The following is an 18,084-nucleotide window of genomic DNA, read 5'->3' as shown; positions in this document are numbered from 1 at the left end:
TTATGGAGGAAAATCAAGCATGAGCATGGCATTAGGTTTATTACTTATTCGATTGGTTGTCGGCTTGACCTTTGCAGGACACGGCGTGCAGAAGCTGTTCGGTTGGTTTGGCGGGTACGGCCTGAAATCGACCGGAGGCTGGATGGATTCCATTGGTTTAAAACCAGGCATTCTGATCGCGCTGGCTGCTGGACTTGCTGAGCTTATCGGAGGCTTGCTCTTCATCCTTGGTTTATGGCTGCCGGTATCGGCTGCGCTTCTTGTACTGACTATGCTTGGCGCCATCATTTCGGTTCATCGCAGGAACGGCTTCTGGATTACGGCTAACGGCATGGAATACAACATTGTCCTCATTGCAGTCGCAATTGGCATCACACTCATTGGTGCAGGCGAATATGCAATCGGCGACTGATCTAATCACAAATTCATTTATTGGAGGTCATAATTATGATACAAACACTCGTATATGGACCATCTCTTCAAGCTACAGGCGCATTTGACGGCGGCAAAATCACAGAGCAGAAGCCAATTGGCTTCTCCGGTGAAGGATCTGTCGTGAAACGAGTAAGTCCATTATTCTACTGGGCATGGGCTCATGCCAAACAAGGAGGCTATATCCCGCTTCATCCTCACCAAGCGTTCGAGATCATGACCTATGTTGTAGCCGGTCAAGCGGAACACGGCGATACGCTCGGCACCAAGAGCACGATCGGTCCAGGCGGGGTTCAGCTTATGCAAACCGGCTCAGGCGTCAGCCATGAAGAACGTTTTGTGGGACCGGACATGGAGGGCTTCCAAATCTGGTTCGAGCCATCCATCCAAGAAGCCTTGAAACGGCAGCCTACTTACAACCAATATGAGCATGAGGATTTCCCGATTGCCCAAGGCGATGGTTATACCAAGAAAACGGTCATGGGTGAAGGGTCGCCAATTTCCATTGATGCTGATGCGCTCATGTGGGATGTTGAGCTTGCGCCAGGCGCGCAGTATACGCATTCGATCGCTGGTGGACGGACTTTGACTGCTCTGGCCATTCGCGGAGATGGCTCATGGACATATTCATCGGAAGATGCGAAAGATACAGCTTTCAAACATAAAGACTTCATCTTAGCCAGAGCCGCCGAAGCCCAAGAAGCCGTCATCACGGCAAGCGGCGATACACCGCTGCGTCTCATTCTGATTGATGTCCCTACAAACGTAGATTACCCGCTCTATCCTAAACGTTAATAGTAATGGTGTGTAACAAAAAGGGATCAAAGTGCCGCCCCGGCGCTCTGATCCCTTTTCTTCTTATTTAGTGTGCTGCAGCAGGACGTTCCTTCGCTTTGTCCGCTTCGCCCGCATTGCGGGTCGCCGCTTCGCGATCTTCCAGCATCTCTTCGATTGACTTGGTTTTGAGACGGGCCGCACCTTTGTAATCCTCGCGTGTCGGAATGAGATTGCCTGCAGCGAGCCGCTCCTTCGCTTGCTCGATAGACGCACTGTACTGCGGCAGCCATTTGGCTTGCGCGACAAGCATTTCATCGACCATTTGCCAAATTTCCTTCGGATTACAGACAGCACCTACAAGCGGATCCATCATCATCGCTTGGCGGAGCAGCTTATCATCCCCATGAACGGCAGCTTCCACTGCGAGCCGTTGTACGGAAATACTCACGTTGCACACGGCCGCGCAGCCAAGTGGCAGGTCACCGACGACCGGCATGTTAATGCCATTCGCATCGACATAACCCGGCGCTTCAATGATGGCATCATTCGGCAGGTTCGCAATCACGCCGTTGTTCACGACGTTGAAGTGACCGCGGTACAACCTGCCTGTTTCCAACCCTTCAATAATGTAGGAGCCGTGCTCTTCCGAACGTTTCTCCGGGCTGTATACGTAAGGATCGCCTTTCATCCAGTTCGGGAAGTCCGTCTCGAACCAGTTCCGCCCTTCCGTACATACGCGCAAATAGCCGCCGGTTTCCCCATTGATCCATACGCCCATATCGATCCAATCCTGAATCTCATCCGCGCGTTTGCGGTACCATGGCACATACTCGCTGAGATGTCCGTTCGATTCCGTTGAATAGTAGCCGAATCTGCGCAGCATATCGATGCGCACCTTCTCCGTCTTCTGATACTCCGGATGGTTCTCGAATGCCTCAAGCACTTCGCCTGTCTTATCAACACCGTTATGCTTAACGGATATATACCAAGTCTGATGATTAATGCCTGCGCAAATAATATCGACTTCTTGCTTCTTCAGCCCAAACGCAGTCGCAATTTGATGATGACCGCCTTGAACGCCGTGGCAAAGTCCAATTGTACGCACGCCGCCGTATTTGTTGCAGGCCCATGTCAGCATCGCCATCGGATTGGCATAGTTGAGCAGCAGCACATCCGGTCTGGCTACCTCGCGGATGTCTTTACAGATGTCTAGCATCGCGGCAATCCCGCGCTGGCCGTACATGATTCCGCCTGCACAGAGCGTATCGCCAACACATTGGTCTACGCCATATTTTAGCGGGATGTCGACATCATGCTGGAAGGCTTCCAAGCCGCCGATCCGGACGACGGTAAGTACGTATTTGGCATCCTTTAATGCTTCTCGGCGGTCGGTCGTCGAATGAATTTGGATATGAAGCCCATTCTCGATAATGTCTCGTTGGCACAGCTGTGTCACCATGTCCAGATTGTGCGCATTAATGTCCGTAAACGCAAGCTCGATGTCGCGAAACTCGGGCACCGCAAGCAAATCACGCAGCAATCCTCTCGTAAATCCGATACTGCCCGCTCCGATAAACGTAACTTTAAAAGACATGCTAAACCCTCCTGAGGTTAATGGAATAGGATACACGTTCATTACCCTCATTCTAGCAGGAGCTCCAAGAATGCGTTTCCACAAATCCAACCGGATTGCGCCAAGCATGTCAACTATTGCAACTGCTTATCGAAGCCTTGCATCGTTTCGATGGATTTTCGATAAGCCGCAGGAGACATTCCGGTCACTTTCTTAAACAGCATGCTGAAATACTGCCGGCTGTTCAAGCCGATATAATCGGCAATATCGATGATCGGCACATCGGAGCGCGCAAGCAGCATCTTAGCTTTCTCCACGCGCAGCTCGGCCAGGTATTCCGTGATCGTCACATTCATATTCGCCTTGAAAATCCGCTGCAAATAGACCGGGTGCAAGCTTACAGCGGCAGCAACATCCTTCGCCTGGATATCGCAATCATAATGCTGATGGATGTATTCCGTTGCCTTCCTTACATAGCGGTGATGCTGCCCCTGAGCCACATCCTTCGCTTCATCTGCCGCGAGCCGTGCCACACGAACGAGCAGCTGCGCAAGCAGCAAATGCGTCATACTCCGGCGCTGCGCTCCGCCGGTATCCATCTCCATGACGATACTCTTGAGCGTATGATGAATTTCATTGGGATCCCGCAGCACGATGGTACTAACCTTGCGGTCAAGCAGCTCCGCCAGCGCTTCATGTCCTTGAGCAAGCTGCATCATGGACGGGTATATGCCCTCGCATTCCGTGAATATAAACTCGACATTGAGCATCCGGCACGGACTTTCTTTCGGTACGATAAGCTTATGCGATACGCGGGCATCCAGTAAGATCAGATCGCCTTTGCGCATCTGGAACACATCATTCATCGTCTCCACCGTACATGTACCGGAAATGACATACATAATCTCGATGGCATCGTGAGCATGAAAGTCCATATCGTAGTCGAGCCACTGCTTATAATAGTAAGCCACGATGTTTGGGCGGAAATCTCCGCTTTCTCTCCAATGAGGATCGTATAGGCTGTAAGATCGCATACAAACATCCGCCTCCATGTTCATCGATTAGTGGGTAGACTCCCAGCTACATATAGACAGCTTATTAGCTTATCGTTCAAGCGAACCGCGCCTCAGTGACTTCTGCAGCTGGACGATCAAGTAGCTGAGAATAACGCCGACGATCACTCCAATCGCAAGGTCATGGGTCACGACAACCGAAGCCACAGTAACGACCATGACGATCGTTTCGCTGGCTGGGACCGAACGCATTTTGAATACCGATTTCCAGTCGAATATCGCAATACACACCATCAGCATAATGCCAATAAGGGCTGCCATCGGAATAAGAGCGAGCAGATCGCCAAGCACGACAACGAGCAGTAAGAGGAATAACGCCGCAACGAGCATCGAGAGTCGATTCCGGCCCCCCATCTTCACATTAAGAACAGACTCCGCAACAAGCGCGCAGCCCGCCATGCCGCCGAAGAACCCCGCGATGAAATTCGCAATCCCTTGGCCTCGCATCTCTCGGTTCTTGTCCGTCGTTTCGCCCGTCATCTCATCCAACAGGTTCTGCGTCAGCATCGTTTCGGTGAAACCGACAACGGCCAGAGACAGCGAGTAAGGCAATATAATGAAGAACGTTTCCCACGTAAATGGAATACCCGGCAGTAAGAATGAAGGCAGCGAAGCATCGATGGCTGCAATATCGCCGATTCGAGTGACGTCGCTGATGCCAAGCGCCCATACTAGGATTGTCAGCAAGGCCACGGCAACAAGCGGCGACGGCACCGCTTTGAAATATCGTGGGAGAATATAAATAATGAGAAGTGCTGCTGCAATCAACACGTACATCATGAAAGACGCATCCACCAAGTAACGCAGCTGGGAGAGGAAAATCAGTATCGCAAGAGCGTTTACAAAGCCCGTTAACACCGGCTGCGGTACGAAACGCATCACTTTGCCAAGCTTGAAGACACCCATTACATATTGAATAACACCGGTCAAGACCGTCGCGGCGAACAAGTAAGCAATCCCATGCTCCTTCACCAGCGTCAGCATCAATACTGACATGGAGCCGGCTGCCGCCGAAATCATGCCGGGCCTGCCACCCAGGAACGTAATGACTAGCAAAATACAAATCGTCGCGTAAATCCCTACTTGGGGCGGCACTCCAGCCATAAACGAAAACGCCAAGGAGTCGGGTATTAAAGCAAGTGTCGCCGTCATGCCGGCAAGCACATTGAGTCTGACATCCGATGTCCATTGGTCACGCCAAGTTCCAATCACGAACCGTTCACCTCTACCTATAGTAATAGATACCGAAATTTCGCTATTCTATCGGTTAGCATAACCCCCGATTCCACGGACGGTCAACGTTCTTTTTTGAGCGTTTCCATATATGAAAAAAAGCCCGCAAACTGGCCCCTTTAGAAGAAAGGCACAGCTTACGGACTAGATTGTAATTAGCGAATACGATATTCGTCAAAATAGCGAGGGAGAATCGTCGTCGAAGCACCTGGCTGCTGAGGGAGCGTGTAGAAACCGTCAACGACAGTAGCCGGTTCTTCAAAAATATGACGAATCCACGGGATGTACTCCAGCATAATCGCATTTTGCGTGGAAGCGACCAAATGCTGATGGATTTGGCCCATATCCCCAACATGCGGGCAAATCGGCAAATCATATGCTGCTGCGAGGCCGGCAACCTGCAGCCATTCCGTAATGCCTGCTACACGTGTCACATCGACTTGAACGTATTCAACCGCGCCTTGGTGGATGTAGTCACGGAACGCATATTTATTGTAAACATGTTCGCCGAGTGCAATCGGCACATTCAATTCATCCGCCAATTTGCGGTGCCCGGCCACATCGTCCGGATTGAGCGGCTCTTCCAGCCACATCAGATCAAACTGCTCCAGCTTCTTGCCCCACGTCATCGCCGTTGTAATGTTCCACTGCTGATTCACATCGATCATCAAGCCGATATCATCGCCAATTGCTTTGCGTACCGCTTGCACACGATCAAAGTCCTCACGCGGATCCGGTTTGCCAACCTTCATTTTCACAGCCGTGAATCCTTGATCCACAATGCCGGCAATATCCGAAAGCAGACGTTCCTTGCTCCAGTTGAGCCAGCCGCCGTTCGTATTGTAGGCTTTGATTTTCTCCGGCTTATGACCGCCGAGATACTTCCAGAGCGGCAGATTCGCTGCTTTGGATACGATATCCCATAGCGCGATATCAACGGCAGCCAGCGCCATATGCGTAATACCAGCCCGGCCGATCCAGTGCATCGGTCCAAAACGCAGCTCGTCCCAGATCTGTTTGATCATCGTCGGATCCTTACCGATCAGCACAGGAGCATAGTAGCGATCGATCGTGTCCGCAATCATCTCGTCACCCTTCGCTGTCGTTCCCGTGTAACCGTACCCCGTAATGCCCTCATCCGTTTGAATTTTGATGCCCGTCACGCCCCAATGAGTCGCCACGTTGATTGCATCGGTAATTGGTGGCGTGATCGGTACATGAAGGATAAAGCTTTGCGCGCTAACAATTTTCACAGTTATTCCCTCCGGTTGTTTGGCCGACTCTGAAAGGGTAAGGAGACAAGCCCCTCACTCCCCCAGTGGCGACGAATATTAGAATATAGGTCCCTTAAAACGTGCTTGCTTTGTGCGTATCCGGACACCAGCGTGCCGCGCGATATTGAGAAATGAGCACATCGACGGCTTTCTCCGTTCGAATGGCTGTCAGCGCCTCGAAGGCATATGCGCGTGTATAGCGGTCCGAACTAAGCAATCCTGACTGCAAACCGGATACGACTAGATCCGGATCACCGAACTTCCCGATGCGAAGTAAGGACAGTGCTGCCGTATAGCCGATTTTGTTCTTGATATATTCCTGGTTGTAGACATATGAGCCATTGCTGCCTGCAGCCTCATTCTCCGATTGCTCCTGCTCGACCGCTTCCTCCAGTACACGAACGAGTGCTGGAATTGTTAGTTCAACCGCACCGCCAATCATCCCAAGCGCTTCTACAGCGTTACGGCGAACCCATTCGCTGGAGTCCGTGAGTGCAGCTATTAATGCCGGTACTGCAGATTCAGCCTCTATTCCGATCATGCCGAGTACAAAAGCGGCATGCGCTCTGCTGTTCTCCTCTGCATGCTCAAGCACTTCGATCAGACTCGGCACAGCCGCAGCCCCTGCTGCTTGAAGTCCATAAGCTGCACGCTGCACCGTTAATTTGGATCCATCCTTAAGTATGCTGATCAATTGCTGCATGCTACCCGATCCGATATGACCCAGCGCATAGGCTGCGTTCAAAGCCACATCTTCAGTGGTATCGTGAATCAGCGCTGCAAGCTTCGGCGCTGCAACTGCGGCCGCTTCGCCCATTAGGCCCAGTTTGTCGGCAGCACGTCCGCGACTAATCGCATCTTCGCTCGCCAGCATTTCAATCAGACCCTGTACCTCGTCTTCGTTACCGGTGATGACAGGCTTAAAGGTCTTCTCTCCTCTGAGCCAGTTCCATGCATCATGCCACAAGTTAAGATGCGCTGCCGGTGCTTCGACCGGAAACACCGGCGAAGCATTCTTATGATTCCAGCTCGGCGATACCGGCTCCCGCAGACGAACGAATTGGAATTTCAGCATGTAACGATCGAGATTCGAAGTGTTCAGCGATGCTTTATGCCAGATATCAAAATGGACTAAGGCAATCGTTCCCGCTTTGCCTGTAGGTAAAACCAGCCCTTCACCCGGAAGCTTCTCGTTGTACTGGGAACCCGGCATAATCGCCGTTGGTCCCATCTCTTCGGTAATGTCCTGCGTGTAGTAGAACATCATTACCCACCATGGACGATGACTGCGCATCGAAGACCAGAAGCCGTCCTTATGCCACTGCCCTCCGCCCGGTGCTTGATTTCCCGGTTGGTTGTAATGCATGTGCCGGTGGGGATGCATATAATAGTCAGGTCCGAGGACGCTTGTCAGTGCACCTTTAACCGTCGGCGTATCGAAGAAGCGCTGGATATCTGGCACACGCGGCAAAATATTATTGCCCGGGTTGCCTTCATTTTGCAGGACATAATCAATTTGTTTCATGACACTTTGATGCAGTTCAGACGGCAATTCATTGTGTAAAACAACGAATCCATTGGTTATAAATGAGATCATCTGCTCGTCGCTTAGCAAATTCATTTCATTAAGCACTAAGATGCAGCCCCTTCATTCGTCAGTTAATGTGTTATATTTAATGTAAACGAGAAGGTGGATTTTGTATTTAGCATACAGTCATCCAGTTGCACAATAGTCAGGTAGTTTTTAACCAAACGCGTTAAAGGAGATTGCTGCCATGGATTTTTCCAAGTTCCATCCCTATGTCTATTACGCGACCAAATATGCCTTCTATCGCGGACAGACCAGCTATAACCGTTATGTTTATTCAAGCTCCATCTATATCGTGACCGAAGGGAAGGGCATCTTCGGCTTGCGCGGCGAGCAATACGAAGCGCTGCCGGGCATGATGGTCTACATGGAGGCCGGACAGCCGCATGATTGGATCGCTGACGCCTCCGACCCTCTGGTGCATGTTTGCTGCTATTTCGATTGGTATTATGTAGACAGAACCGAAGTGTTCAAGAATCACGCCGCTCCGCTATGCTACGACTACGCCCAACTGCGAACCGAGCTGGTAGGTGAAGCATTCCCATACCCGTTGCCCGAAATCTCTACGATCAGTACTTCACTGCTCAACTGGACTGACCTGCTGCAGAGAAGCTTTATATCAAGCGAGCATACGACGGAGCGAACCTTTCTGCGGAGCATGGCTGCCCAAAGCCATTTTGCCATATTTATTAATCATTTCTTAACCTACTCGCTTCAAGAGAGGCACATCCCAGACCCTCGGGTCGGCAGACTGCTCGAACGCATTGAGGTGGATTTAATCAATGGCCATGAAATTGATTTGGACAACTATTCGGAGTCGCTTGGCGTAAGCCGCGGTTATTTCTTCGAGCTGTTCAAGAAAACAACGGGTTTATCACCGATTCAGTACATCAATCAATTCCGCATCAACAGAGCTAGGGAAGATCTGCGCTCCTCCAATTTGAGCGTTATGCAGATCGCGGACAAATACCATTTCAATTCCGTTCACTACTTCTCCCGAATGTTCAGCAAATACGCCGGCATGTCTCCCCAGGCTTATCGCGAATACGAGACTTCAAACAAAATTCCACTCTAAAACAAAAAGCCTGGCAGTGTAGTCACTGCCAGGCTTAAGGGTATAACAATCACATTTTAATCCATCCGAACCTAGCCGCTGTGCACATCCGCTCTACGGAAATACAAGCCAATGAAGAGAAGCGGAACGAAGAAGGCGATCAGCATCGTCGTCACTCCGATTGAAGCCGTGTTATGAGCAGGCGACATGTTGGTAACCAGATTAAGCGGTACGCTCCACGGATAATACATAATGAATCTGGACTGCATGATGGTGAGCTCCGAAACGACGGCAAACACGCCAAGGCCCATCGCCGGAATATAACTGCGCCACATAAGAGCTACTGCTGCCGCAATTGGCACTAGGGCGTATTGCAAGATGAAGAGCAGTCCATATTTCCCGGCTACTTTACCAAATACAGCTAAAGTAGGCATTTCGCTTGTAAACAAGAAGCCTGTACCGAAAGTAATCAAGAAAGCTAACAGGATTACTGACAACAGCACCGGAATGGCAATGATAAATTTCGCAGCAAGCACTTGATTGCGCGAATGAGGCCCAGTCAATAGATTATTCACGGTGCGCTCTTGGAACTCCCTTGCGAATAAATAACCAGCTAATAAAGCAAATAAGGCCGGGCACATCAGCATCGTCAAAATCACCAAATTATAATCAAACAATTGCGCCCAATCAAAGGATTCCGAGTTGTTCAATTGAATGAAGAACACAAGAGCCCCGGGAAGCAGCGCGCCAAGCAAAATCAGCCAAAGCATGCGGGAATTACGCCATTTGAACCATTCACAGGCAATGAGATTAAGCACGGGCCGTACCTCCTTCCACAAGTCGCACGAAGTAGTCTTCAAGCGAATCCTTCATGGCGGAAAGGCTATTCACGAGAATGCCTTCCTTCACGAGCAACCGATTCATCTCGCCCGGCATCAATCCTTCATCATAAACACGCAGCCAGCCGTCCTCATCGACTCGGCAATCGCGAATGCCCATCTCCGAAACTAACAGCTCCCTTGATTTTGCCTGTTGATCCACCTGCAGACTAATATAGTGGCGATTGCGCTCCTTAAGAGCATGCATCGTCGTTTCCTCCAACATGACGCCGCGATGGATGATGCCGACTTTCGTCGCCAGCTGCTCCACCTCGCTTAGAATATGGCTGGAGACGAGAATCGTAATTTTCCGCTTCTGCGCGAGCTCCTGGATCAACAACCGAATTTCCTTGATTCCCATCGGATCAAGTCCATTGGTCGGTTCATCCAGAATGAGCATCTCCGGGCTGTGAAGAATCGCTCTCGCAATGCCCAGACGCTGCTTCATACCCAAGGAGAAGTCTGCCGCCCTGCGGTTTCTGGCTTCCCATAAGCCTGTTGTACGGAGCGCGTCCTCCATCGTATCTTGTCCGCGAACCCCCATCATTTTGCGATGAATGTCCAGGTTCTGAATCGCCGTTAAGTTTGGATAAAAGCCAGGATATTCAATAACAGAGCCTACTTTGCGGAGTACAGCATTACGGCCCTTCCCGATTCGCTCCCCAAGCAGCTCTACAGATCCCGCCGTCGGCTGAATGAGTCCCATCATCATACGGATCGCCGTCGTTTTACCAGCCCCGTTCTGTCCGAGGAAGCCGTAGATATCGCCGGGCATTAACGTCATATCAATGCCGTTCACGGCTTTAACCCCTTTATAATGTTTGCAGAGTCCGCGGACCTGCAGGATTGGCTGATTCATTTCAAGTAACACTCCTTTTATTGTTTAAGCAATGTCCTTGCGCCGGAAAGCCGCACAGCCCAGTCCGAGCAAGACGATTAAATAAATGACGCTATATCCGATAAAAGCTGCACTCGGCACATTGATGGCAGAGAAGGGTCCGAGCGACTGGATCATATCCGTGGTCACCGGTAGATCCAGCCCGTTGAACAGCTCATAGGTCACTCGCCGCAGCATCGCGTTGGAAGGCATAAGCAGCGAGATAAACAGCGACAGCTGGCTGGCCGTTTCGTTGCCGCCGGTGCCTCCGATGGCATACAAGTTCTCAGCGAAGCCGCTGAACAAAGCTAAGCCATACAGCATCGCGCATGCTACCCCATTACCGAGCATCGGTAAATAAATCGAGCCGATCAATGTAACCGCAAGCAGCAGAAGAGGCGCCCAGATGAAGAACAACAGTGCTTTCACGACAGAGGGCAGATCAAGCGGATAGTCGAGCCAATAATGAACAGGAAGCAATATGGCTACAAACAAAATAGCGCTGTACGCAACAAGCCAGCTTGCAATGCCTGCATATCTGCCGAGATACACCTTCCACCTCGGAATAGGACGTGCTAAGACGGCCAGCATTAATCCGCTTTCCACTTCCCCCGAGATGACCCCCATCGTGGAGAACAAGACGAGGAACGCAATAATCATCTGCGAGAAGATCAGTCCAAGCGTAAGAAACGACAACCCGTTCATTAACGCCTGTGCCGGAACGAGCTCCCCTTGGGTATGCGCTGCGATCTGGGATAACCCATAACAGAACAAACCGACAAACAGCGCGGTAAGCACAAAGCTGACCATCCATATTTTCTTGCGAAACAGTTCCTTACCCGCATAAGAGACCCATATCATAAACGTGCGCCTCCTTCACCGGTGCCAGTGCCGCTGCCTCGATTCTCTCCCGACATCGCGAGAAACCAATCCTCCAGCTTCTCTTGAACAGGACGGATCTCATAGACGGTTACGCCTTCTTCCATCAACAAACGATTCATGTAGCCAATCTGCTCATGGCCCCTTGCAGTCACTTGAAGCACAGCACTACCATCGTTTTCTTGCTTCGCAATTGCGAAGGACATCCCTGGCAGCAGTTGTTCCGTGAGTACCTGCTGAAGCTCCGGCAGCCAGCCGGAAACGGTAATCCGCCAGCTCAAACCGCTCCGCAGAAGCTCCCGCATCGGCCCAACTGCACGCAGCTTCCCATGATGAAGGAAAGCTACCTCATCACACACGGCTTCGACATCTTCAAGTAAATGCGTATTCAGGAACACGGTCTTTCCTTCCGAACGAAGCCGCTCCAGCAGCACTCGAACCTCATAACGTCCAATCGGATCAAGTGCCGACGAAGGCTCATCCAAAATAATCAATTCCGGGTCCAATAACAGCGCGCATGCAATGCCGAGTCGCTGCTGCATCCCCTTCGAGTAGTGCCGCACACGATTCAAACCGCGCTCATGGAGACCGCTGATGCGCAGCACTTCCTTGATACGTGCCGTAAAATCGACCGTCTTCGACTCCGAGCGAGAAATGCCGCTTAAACCGGCATGATAACGCAGCACTTCCTCTCCCGTTAACCACTCTTGGAAGCGAAACAGCTCAGGCAAATAACCAACCTTGCGCCTCGACTCCGGATGGCCGATCGGCATGCCGAAGAGGGTTCCGCTTCCGGAATCCGGACGCAGCAAGCCGACAACCATCTTCACAAAAGTGCTCTTACCTGCTCCGTTTGGCCCAAGCAGGCCGAATATTTGTCCCCGCTCTATTTCCAGGGAAATATCGGTACAGCCCGCACCGGATGCATAAGTCTTAGTTAGCCCATTCGTTTGCAATATGGTCATTTCATAATTCCTCTTGCTTCATCCAAAATGGCCTCTTCCGTTGGATACTCTTGCATCGAGCCGCTCAACTGATAAACCCAGTCATTTTGCAGCCAAATGATTGAACGCCCGTTGACCGATGCCGATACAATCGCATCATTGCCATCCACCTTTGTCGTATGGATGTTGTCTGTAGAGGTCGACGGGATCGGAAGCGTATGACGCCAATCTCCGATACCAGCCAGCTTCGCACGCATGTCTTCTGGAATGACAGGCAAATCAAGCACAGCCTGCCGAATTTGCTCCACATCGATATCATCGGATACCTCAAGGGATGGTGCCGGCATCTGAATCAGCTGTTTGGACGTCTGCCCCTCCTGTGTGACCTGTTTCGTCATAAAAGTACCCGGCATCTTGAGCACGATTGGGGAGTTCTCGACGGAGTCCGGGAATTCGGTTTTTCCGCCGAACATGGCGAGCAGTTTATTGATCTCCTTGGGATGCAAATTGAAGGTGATCTGCTGCTCCGGCATATATCTCATGACGATATCTCCCTCACCGGAGAGCTGCTTCAGCGAATGACTCCCCGCCAACTTGGCTGCTTCTGCCTGATCAACCTCGCGCTGCTGACCGCCGCCTTGCTGCTGAATGTCACCATACCGATTCAAATCCAGCTCCCGCGAGCCGACTGTTCCGTCCTGCAGCGCTCTCTGGAAAGCATTCAAATCGGATTGGCTGATCTCAATGGTTTCAAAGTGCTGGACGCGGAATGTGCTGAGCATTGCCGCCATCACGCCTTGCCCCCAAGAAGTGAACAGCAGCATGCTCGCGAGCACCGCGGCTGTAGCGCCGGAGATCCATCTTTTCTTCAGCCAAAGCGGCTTCTTCTTCCGTGTTCCTTCATTAATAGCAGCCAAACGCAGAGGTGTTTGCGGCTGCTGTTCCGACACCAGGGCAATCTCCTCAATCGGCTGCTGCTCGCTAGGCTGTTGTTCGGCTTGCGCCGCCGGTTTAGTTTCCTGCGCTTCCTGCATCCAGACCGCAGGTACCTCTTCGTCCTTTACTACCTCAAACAACCGGTCGAGCGCGTTCTCGATTTCAGCATCGCTAATGCTGAGCTCTTGCGCATCTGTATGACCCAATCGCTTATTTTTCATTGCTCCATAACCTCCTCGGCACTCATATTCTTCTTAAACCGACTGGCAGCGCGCATGAGCAGCGTCCCGACAATCTTGGGATTCACCTGCAGCGCCTCTGCAATTTCAGCATGCGTGTAGCCTTTTTCTTTGAGCAGCAGCGCCTGTCGGTCCCGCTCGGATAATTTATTCAGCACATTTCGGACGACGTCGCGTTCCCAGTTCTGAATAACAGCCGCATCATTAGAAGGGTGGTTCTGCTCCTCCGTTAACGCTTCGTTCATTTGTTTCTCCGTCAGATTCTGTTGTCTGCCGGTCTTGCGGTAATGATCATATACGATACGGGTTAACACCCGGTGCAGCCATGCTCCGGTGCGGTCAAGATCTTCCGGTGGATTTCGGTAAAGACGCAGGAACACTTCCTGGGTCAAATCCTCCGCTGCTGCGCGATCTCCGATTAGAGAAATAATTTTCCGCAGCACGGCGGGATAATGTTCTCGGAACAACGCTTGAAACCGTTCCGGTCTATTGTGGTTTACCATGTATTCGCCTCCTTCATCTGTTAAGACGACGCAATTAGCCCAAATATAGCACACCCTATAAAAAAAGCTAACAACCGTACTTCCATGCTGTCTTAACACGGCTGAGAACGAAAAAAAAATCAGCCGGGCAGAGCGAACTCTGCCGGCTGATTCTCGTTAAGCATTAACCTTCAATTAGTGTTTTGTAAGCATCCAGTTGTTTTTGGATTTCGTCTTTCACTTTGTCATAGCCGGCAGCTTTCAGTTTGTCGCGAAGTGCGTTAACTGCAGCAGCAGGGTCGCCTGCTTTACCGAACAGAATCGCCGGAAGCTGCTCGCCGATTACTTGGGAGATCGCAGTCATCTCAGGATCTACGCTTGCTTTGTCAAATACGAATTTGCCGTAAGGGAATGGTTTTTTAATGGCATCGTATTTCTTGTAAACGTCGCCAATACCGCTCCAATCTGTGTCGGAAGGAATTTCGAATTTGTCGACGCGGCCGCCCCAGAAGTCGGTGTAGAAGCCGTCTCTTGCATCGTCGTAAGCAGCTGGACGAACGCGACTGCCGTCTTTGATTTCATATTGTACGCCTTCAAGACCGTAGTTGATCAGTTGGTATACTTCTTTGTCTTGACGGATAAGCTCATACGCCATCAGCGCACGCTCTGGGTGTTTGCTGTGTGCGCCAACCGACGTACCGCCATGCGTAATTGGCATGGAGATCAAGTTATTGCGCGTATCGGAGTACGAGAACATTTGCAGCTCGGAGCCCGGTTGCTGTTTATCCATTTCAACGCGAAGACCTTTGTACGTATTCGTATGGTGGGAATCAGCGCCGCTCAGACCAGCCTTGAGCGCTGCACGAGTATCCCCTTTATAGTTAAGAACATCTTCACGCCAGTAGCCTTTATCTGCCCAGTCTTTCATCATGCCTGCGAATGTAATGAAATCATCGTTGAAGATCGGGCTGTCAACTGTGTAGCGATCGTCGTAGGATTTCGCATAGTAAACGTTCGCATAACCGGTGGAAATCGGCAGCTCAATATTATCTGTGTATGTTGTAGCAAAACCGTTATAGAACGTGCTTGTGCCGCCGTTTACATCGTAAGGGACAACGCCCTCTTTCTTGTCTTTCACGCCTTGGAAGTACTTGCCGAGTGTTTCGAAGTCTTTAATCGGCTCTGTGATACCGAATTCTTTGGCCCAGTCGCCGCGGTAGAACATACCATGGTTAACCCATTGCGTGTAGTGATCTTCCGGAATTAGGATGATGTCATCCTTCAGTTTACTTTGATCCCAATCCTCTTGCGGAATTTCAGAGAAGGTTTGCGGTGCATATTTCTCCAGCAAATCGTTCAGCGGGAGGAACGCTCCGCGTTGTGCATTACCCCATGTATCGAGCCAGTCCGTACCGATTGTGATTAAGTCAATCGGTTCGCCGGAAGCAAGCAGCAGGTTGTATTTGGTTTGCCAGTCTGCCCACTCCACCCATTTAAACTCGAGCTTCGCATTGATTTTTTCTTTCATGATCGCATTTACTTTTTCCATTACTTTGTCAAGTTGGCCGTTCTTCGGTTTATCGCCGAGCACGACATACGAAATGGTCTCGAATTCGCTGGTATCAATCTTGCTTACATCTGCGCTGTCATTGGTTGATGCGTTGCCGGAGGTATCACTAGAGGAATTACCGGTATCGCTCGTGTTACTGGTTTTCGTGTTGTTATTACTGTTGTTGCCGCAAGCCGCGATACTGAAAACTAGGATGAGCATGAGTACGATGGTGGATACCCGCTTCAAGTTTCCCATTCTTTGTAGCCTCCCTATTTTTGATAAAACTGGATTTGCTCCGCTCTCACGTCACGTAAGCGCTTTCGAGCGGCTATGGCAAGAGGGACGTTAAACATTCCCTCACATACCCGTTACCTGTTACCCCTTTACTGCTCCAACTGTAATCCCTTGAATGAAATAGCGCTGCACGAACGGGTAGAACAGGATAACCGGACCAGTTGCGACGACCGCTGTCGCCATCTTCATCGATTCCAGCGGCATATCCCGCAGCGGAACGTTCGAAGAGGCAGATGAGTTTCGAATGAAGTCGGCGCTTGTAATGACGTTATAGAGGAACAACTGCAGCGGACGATATTTCATATCCGGTGACAGGAACAGCATCGCGTTATACCACTCGTTCCAAAAACCCAGTGCGATAAACAAACCGATCGTAGCGAGCGCCGGTGTTGTCATCGGCAGAATGAGTCGCATGAAGATTGTAAAATCGCCTGCACCATCAATCTTAGCGGATTCCGTAATCGCATGCGGGATCGACCTCGTGAAGCTCTTCATCATAATGATGAGGAACGGACTCATTAATCCCGGCAGCAAGACGGCTAGGTAATTATCACCTAAGCTTAAGTATTGTTTGATGAGCAGATAGAAAGGAACGAGACCGCCGGAGAACAGCGTTGTGAAATAGATGAAGAACGAAATGGAATTCCGCTGCTCGAAATCCGGCCGCTGAAGCGCATATCCGGTCATCGCAACCAAGAACAATCCTGCAATGGTACCCACGATCGTAAGACCAATCGTCACGGCATAGGAACCGATGATCAGGTCCGGATTCTCGAAGACGATTTTGTAAGCAAACAAAGTAAATTCCCGAGGCCATATATTAAAGCCATGTTTCGCTATGGAAGCTTCATTCGTAAACGAAGTTCCCAGTACGACAAGAAACGGGACCAGGCAGCAGAGCGCGAACAAGCCGATGAATACATAACCGAAACCTCGAACCATTAAGGACGTCCCATCCGTCCGAATGCGCTTTTGGACCACTTCCATGCGAGTCCCTCCTAGAACAATGAGTTATCCGGCGATGTCTTCTTCACGAGCCAATTCGCTGTGAGGACGACGACGAAACCGAATACCGACTGATACAAGCTTACTGCGCTGCCCATGGAGAAGTTGAAATTGTTCATCAGGGAGCGGAATACATACGTTTCGATAATATCCGTTGTCGCATAGAGCGAAGTATTATTCGCGCCGACAAGGTTGTAGAACAAGCCGAAGTTCCCTCGAAGCACGCCGCCAAGCGAGAACAGCAGCAAAATGATAAAGGTTGGCTTGAGCCACGGCAATACGATGTAGCGAATACGCTGCAGTGCATTGGCCCCGTCAATTTCGGACGCTTCCACGATTTCGGAATCCAGCCCCATGATAGCGGCGAAATAAACGATGGACCCATATCCGGTCGACTGCCAGAGGTAAGTGATGATGATGATGAACGGCCAAACATGCGGATTGGAGTAGGTTTTGACCGGATCCGCGCCTACGGATCTCAAGATGCTGTTCAGCATCCCGTAATCGTAGCTTAGGATGTTGTAGGCAATGAGGCCAATAATAACGAATGAGATGAAGAATGGCAGGAACATAATCGTTTGCGATACCTTCTTGAACCATTTCTTGCGCAGCTCATTCAGCAGAATGGCGATGAAGATTTGCAGGAAATTGCCTAGTATGATGAAGGCCAGATTGTACAAAATCGTATTGGTGGTCAATCGCCACAGATCGCCTGTCATCACGAGGAACCGGAAGTTATCCATCCCGATAAATGCGCTTTTGAAAATACCGTCCGTATAGTTGTATCTAATGAAGGCGAGGTACAAGCCCGGCATTGGCAGATAAGCAAATATTGCGAAGAACAGAATTGCGGGCACACACATCAGAATGAGCGTACGATTGTTCCATAGCCTCTTTCTGCGCGTTTGCAGTGTTTGGGAATTCGACTTCACTGCTATTGCCGGCTGCGCGATCGTTTTCATCCTAATCTCCCCCCTCTAAACAAATTCAAATT

The 18,084-nt window shown here is 50.6% G+C and carries 17 protein-coding genes; 3 read left to right on the top strand and 14 right to left on the bottom strand.

From position 1 onward, the window contains the following. The first annotated feature begins 19 nt into the window (after positions 1–19). Positions 20–412: a DoxX family protein gene (locus tag AC50Y3_RS28285; protein ID WP_494822049.1), complete on the top strand. Its 393-nt coding sequence runs from the start codon at positions 20–22 to the stop codon at positions 410–412. A 38-nt stretch (positions 413–450) separates the two neighbouring features. After that, positions 451–1,227, top strand: a complete 777-nt coding sequence (locus AC50Y3_RS28280; protein WP_494822088.1) for a pirin family protein — start codon at positions 451–453, stop codon at positions 1,225–1,227. A 67-nt stretch (positions 1,228–1,294) separates the two neighbouring features. Here AC50Y3_RS28280 and AC50Y3_RS28275 read toward each other — a convergent pair whose 3' ends face one another. From AC50Y3_RS28275 to AC50Y3_RS28255, 5 genes are all read right to left on the bottom strand, one after another. After that, positions 1,295–2,803 (bottom strand): alpha-glucosidase/alpha-galactosidase, encoded by a 1,509-nt coding sequence (locus tag AC50Y3_RS28275; protein WP_494822048.1) that lies wholly within the window; start codon positions 2,801–2,803, stop codon positions 1,295–1,297. 113 nt (positions 2,804–2,916) lie between these two features. Further along, entirely contained in the window at positions 2,917–3,816 is a 900-nt protein-coding gene (locus tag AC50Y3_RS28270; RefSeq protein ID WP_494822047.1) for an AraC family transcriptional regulator, read from the bottom strand. 69 nt (positions 3,817–3,885) lie between these two features. After that, on the bottom strand, positions 3,886–5,067 hold the full coding sequence (locus AC50Y3_RS28265) for a SulP family inorganic anion transporter (RefSeq protein ID WP_494822046.1): 1,182 nt from the start codon (positions 5,065–5,067) through the stop codon (positions 3,886–3,888). Between the two features lie 176 nt (positions 5,068–5,243). Then, a complete protein-coding gene (locus AC50Y3_RS28260) occupies positions 5,244–6,341 on the bottom strand; it encodes a mandelate racemase/muconate lactonizing enzyme family protein (RefSeq protein WP_494822045.1) in 1,098 nt (365 codons plus the stop codon). Positions 6,342–6,435: 94 nt separating this feature from the next. Next, entirely contained in the window at positions 6,436–7,995 is a 1,560-nt protein-coding gene (locus tag AC50Y3_RS28255; RefSeq protein ID WP_494822044.1) for a HEAT repeat domain-containing protein, read from the bottom strand. Between the two features lie 142 nt (positions 7,996–8,137). Between AC50Y3_RS28255 and AC50Y3_RS28250 the strand changes: the two genes are divergently transcribed. After that, entirely contained in the window at positions 8,138–9,025 is an 888-nt protein-coding gene (locus tag AC50Y3_RS28250) for a helix-turn-helix transcriptional regulator (protein WP_494822043.1), read from the top strand. Between the two features lie 71 nt (positions 9,026–9,096). Here the strand turns inward: AC50Y3_RS28250 and AC50Y3_RS28245 are convergent, their stop codons facing one another. The 9 genes from AC50Y3_RS28245 to AC50Y3_RS28205 all read right to left on the bottom strand — a co-directional run bounded on the left by AC50Y3_RS28245 (position 9,097) and on the right by AC50Y3_RS28205 (position 18,052). Next, on the bottom strand, positions 9,097–9,822 hold the full coding sequence (locus AC50Y3_RS28245) for an ABC transporter permease (RefSeq protein ID WP_494822042.1): 726 nt from the start codon (positions 9,820–9,822) through the stop codon (positions 9,097–9,099). After that, positions 9,815–10,741, bottom strand: a complete 927-nt coding sequence (locus tag AC50Y3_RS28240) for an ABC transporter ATP-binding protein (protein ID WP_494822041.1) — start codon at positions 10,739–10,741, stop codon at positions 9,815–9,817. Before AC50Y3_RS28240 ends, AC50Y3_RS28245 begins: the two co-directional genes overlap by 8 nt. Before the next feature lie 24 nt (positions 10,742–10,765). Then, positions 10,766–11,620, bottom strand: coding sequence for an ABC transporter permease (locus AC50Y3_RS28235; protein WP_494822040.1), 855 nt, complete (start codon positions 11,618–11,620; stop codon positions 10,766–10,768). Next, positions 11,617–12,603: an ABC transporter ATP-binding protein gene (locus AC50Y3_RS28230; protein WP_494822039.1), complete on the bottom strand. Its 987-nt coding sequence runs from the start codon at positions 12,601–12,603 to the stop codon at positions 11,617–11,619. The genes AC50Y3_RS28235 and AC50Y3_RS28230 overlap by 4 nt, the downstream gene beginning before the upstream one ends. After that, a complete protein-coding gene (locus AC50Y3_RS28225; protein ID WP_494822038.1) occupies positions 12,600–13,739 on the bottom strand; it encodes a hypothetical protein in 1,140 nt (379 codons plus the stop codon). Before AC50Y3_RS28225 ends, AC50Y3_RS28230 begins: the two co-directional genes overlap by 4 nt. After that, on the bottom strand, positions 13,736–14,260 hold the full coding sequence (locus tag AC50Y3_RS28220) for a sigma-70 family RNA polymerase sigma factor (RefSeq protein ID WP_494822037.1): 525 nt from the start codon (positions 14,258–14,260) through the stop codon (positions 13,736–13,738). The genes AC50Y3_RS28225 and AC50Y3_RS28220 overlap by 4 nt, the downstream gene beginning before the upstream one ends. A gap of 163 nt (positions 14,261–14,423) precedes the next feature. Then, positions 14,424–16,046, bottom strand: coding sequence for a DUF3502 domain-containing protein (locus AC50Y3_RS28215; protein WP_494822036.1), 1,623 nt, complete (start codon positions 16,044–16,046; stop codon positions 14,424–14,426). 120 nt (positions 16,047–16,166) lie between these two features. Further along, positions 16,167–17,072 (bottom strand): carbohydrate ABC transporter permease, encoded by a 906-nt coding sequence (locus AC50Y3_RS28210; RefSeq protein ID WP_494822035.1) that lies wholly within the window; start codon positions 17,070–17,072, stop codon positions 16,167–16,169. 11 nt (positions 17,073–17,083) lie between these two features. Further along, positions 17,084–18,052: an ABC transporter permease gene (locus AC50Y3_RS28205; RefSeq protein WP_494822034.1), complete on the bottom strand. Its 969-nt coding sequence runs from the start codon at positions 18,050–18,052 to the stop codon at positions 17,084–17,086. Between the last annotated feature and the right edge of the window lie 32 nt (positions 18,053–18,084).

This window comes from Paenibacillus sp. J22R98 (assembly GCF_059383835.1).
This window is presented reverse-complemented; position numbering and strand designations above follow the sequence as displayed.

Bases quoted from the DNA above. Each gene is read 5' to 3' on its own strand.
- AC50Y3_RS28240 (WP_494822041.1), bottom strand. From the start codon at position 10,741: ATGAATCAGCCAATCCTGCAGGTCCGCGGACTCTGCAAACATTATAAA.
- AC50Y3_RS28250 (WP_494822043.1), top strand. From the start codon at position 8,138: ATGGATTTTTCCAAGTTCCATCCCTATGTCTATTACGCGACCAAATAT.
- AC50Y3_RS28230 (WP_494822039.1), bottom strand. From the start codon at position 12,603: ATGACCATATTGCAAACGAATGGGCTAACTAAGACTTATGCATCCGGT.
- AC50Y3_RS28270 (WP_494822047.1), bottom strand. From the start codon at position 3,816: ATGCGATCTTACAGCCTATACGATCCTCATTGGAGAGAAAGCGGAGAT.
- AC50Y3_RS28225 (WP_494822038.1), bottom strand. From the start codon at position 13,739: ATGAAAAATAAGCGATTGGGTCATACAGATGCGCAAGAGCTCAGCATT.
- AC50Y3_RS28235 (WP_494822040.1), bottom strand. From the start codon at position 11,620: ATGATATGGGTCTCTTATGCGGGTAAGGAACTGTTTCGCAAGAAAATA.
- AC50Y3_RS28205 (WP_494822034.1), bottom strand. From the start codon at position 18,052: ATGAAAACGATCGCGCAGCCGGCAATAGCAGTGAAGTCGAATTCCCAA.
- AC50Y3_RS28220 (WP_494822037.1), bottom strand. From the start codon at position 14,260: ATGGTAAACCACAATAGACCGGAACGGTTTCAAGCGTTGTTCCGAGAA.
- AC50Y3_RS28285 (WP_494822049.1), top strand. From the start codon at position 20: ATGAGCATGGCATTAGGTTTATTACTTATTCGATTGGTTGTCGGCTTG.
- AC50Y3_RS28275 (WP_494822048.1), bottom strand. From the start codon at position 2,803: ATGTCTTTTAAAGTTACGTTTATCGGAGCGGGCAGTATCGGATTTACG.
- AC50Y3_RS28215 (WP_494822036.1), bottom strand. From the start codon at position 16,046: ATGGGAAACTTGAAGCGGGTATCCACCATCGTACTCATGCTCATCCTA.
- AC50Y3_RS28210 (WP_494822035.1), bottom strand. From the start codon at position 17,072: ATGGAAGTGGTCCAAAAGCGCATTCGGACGGATGGGACGTCCTTAATG.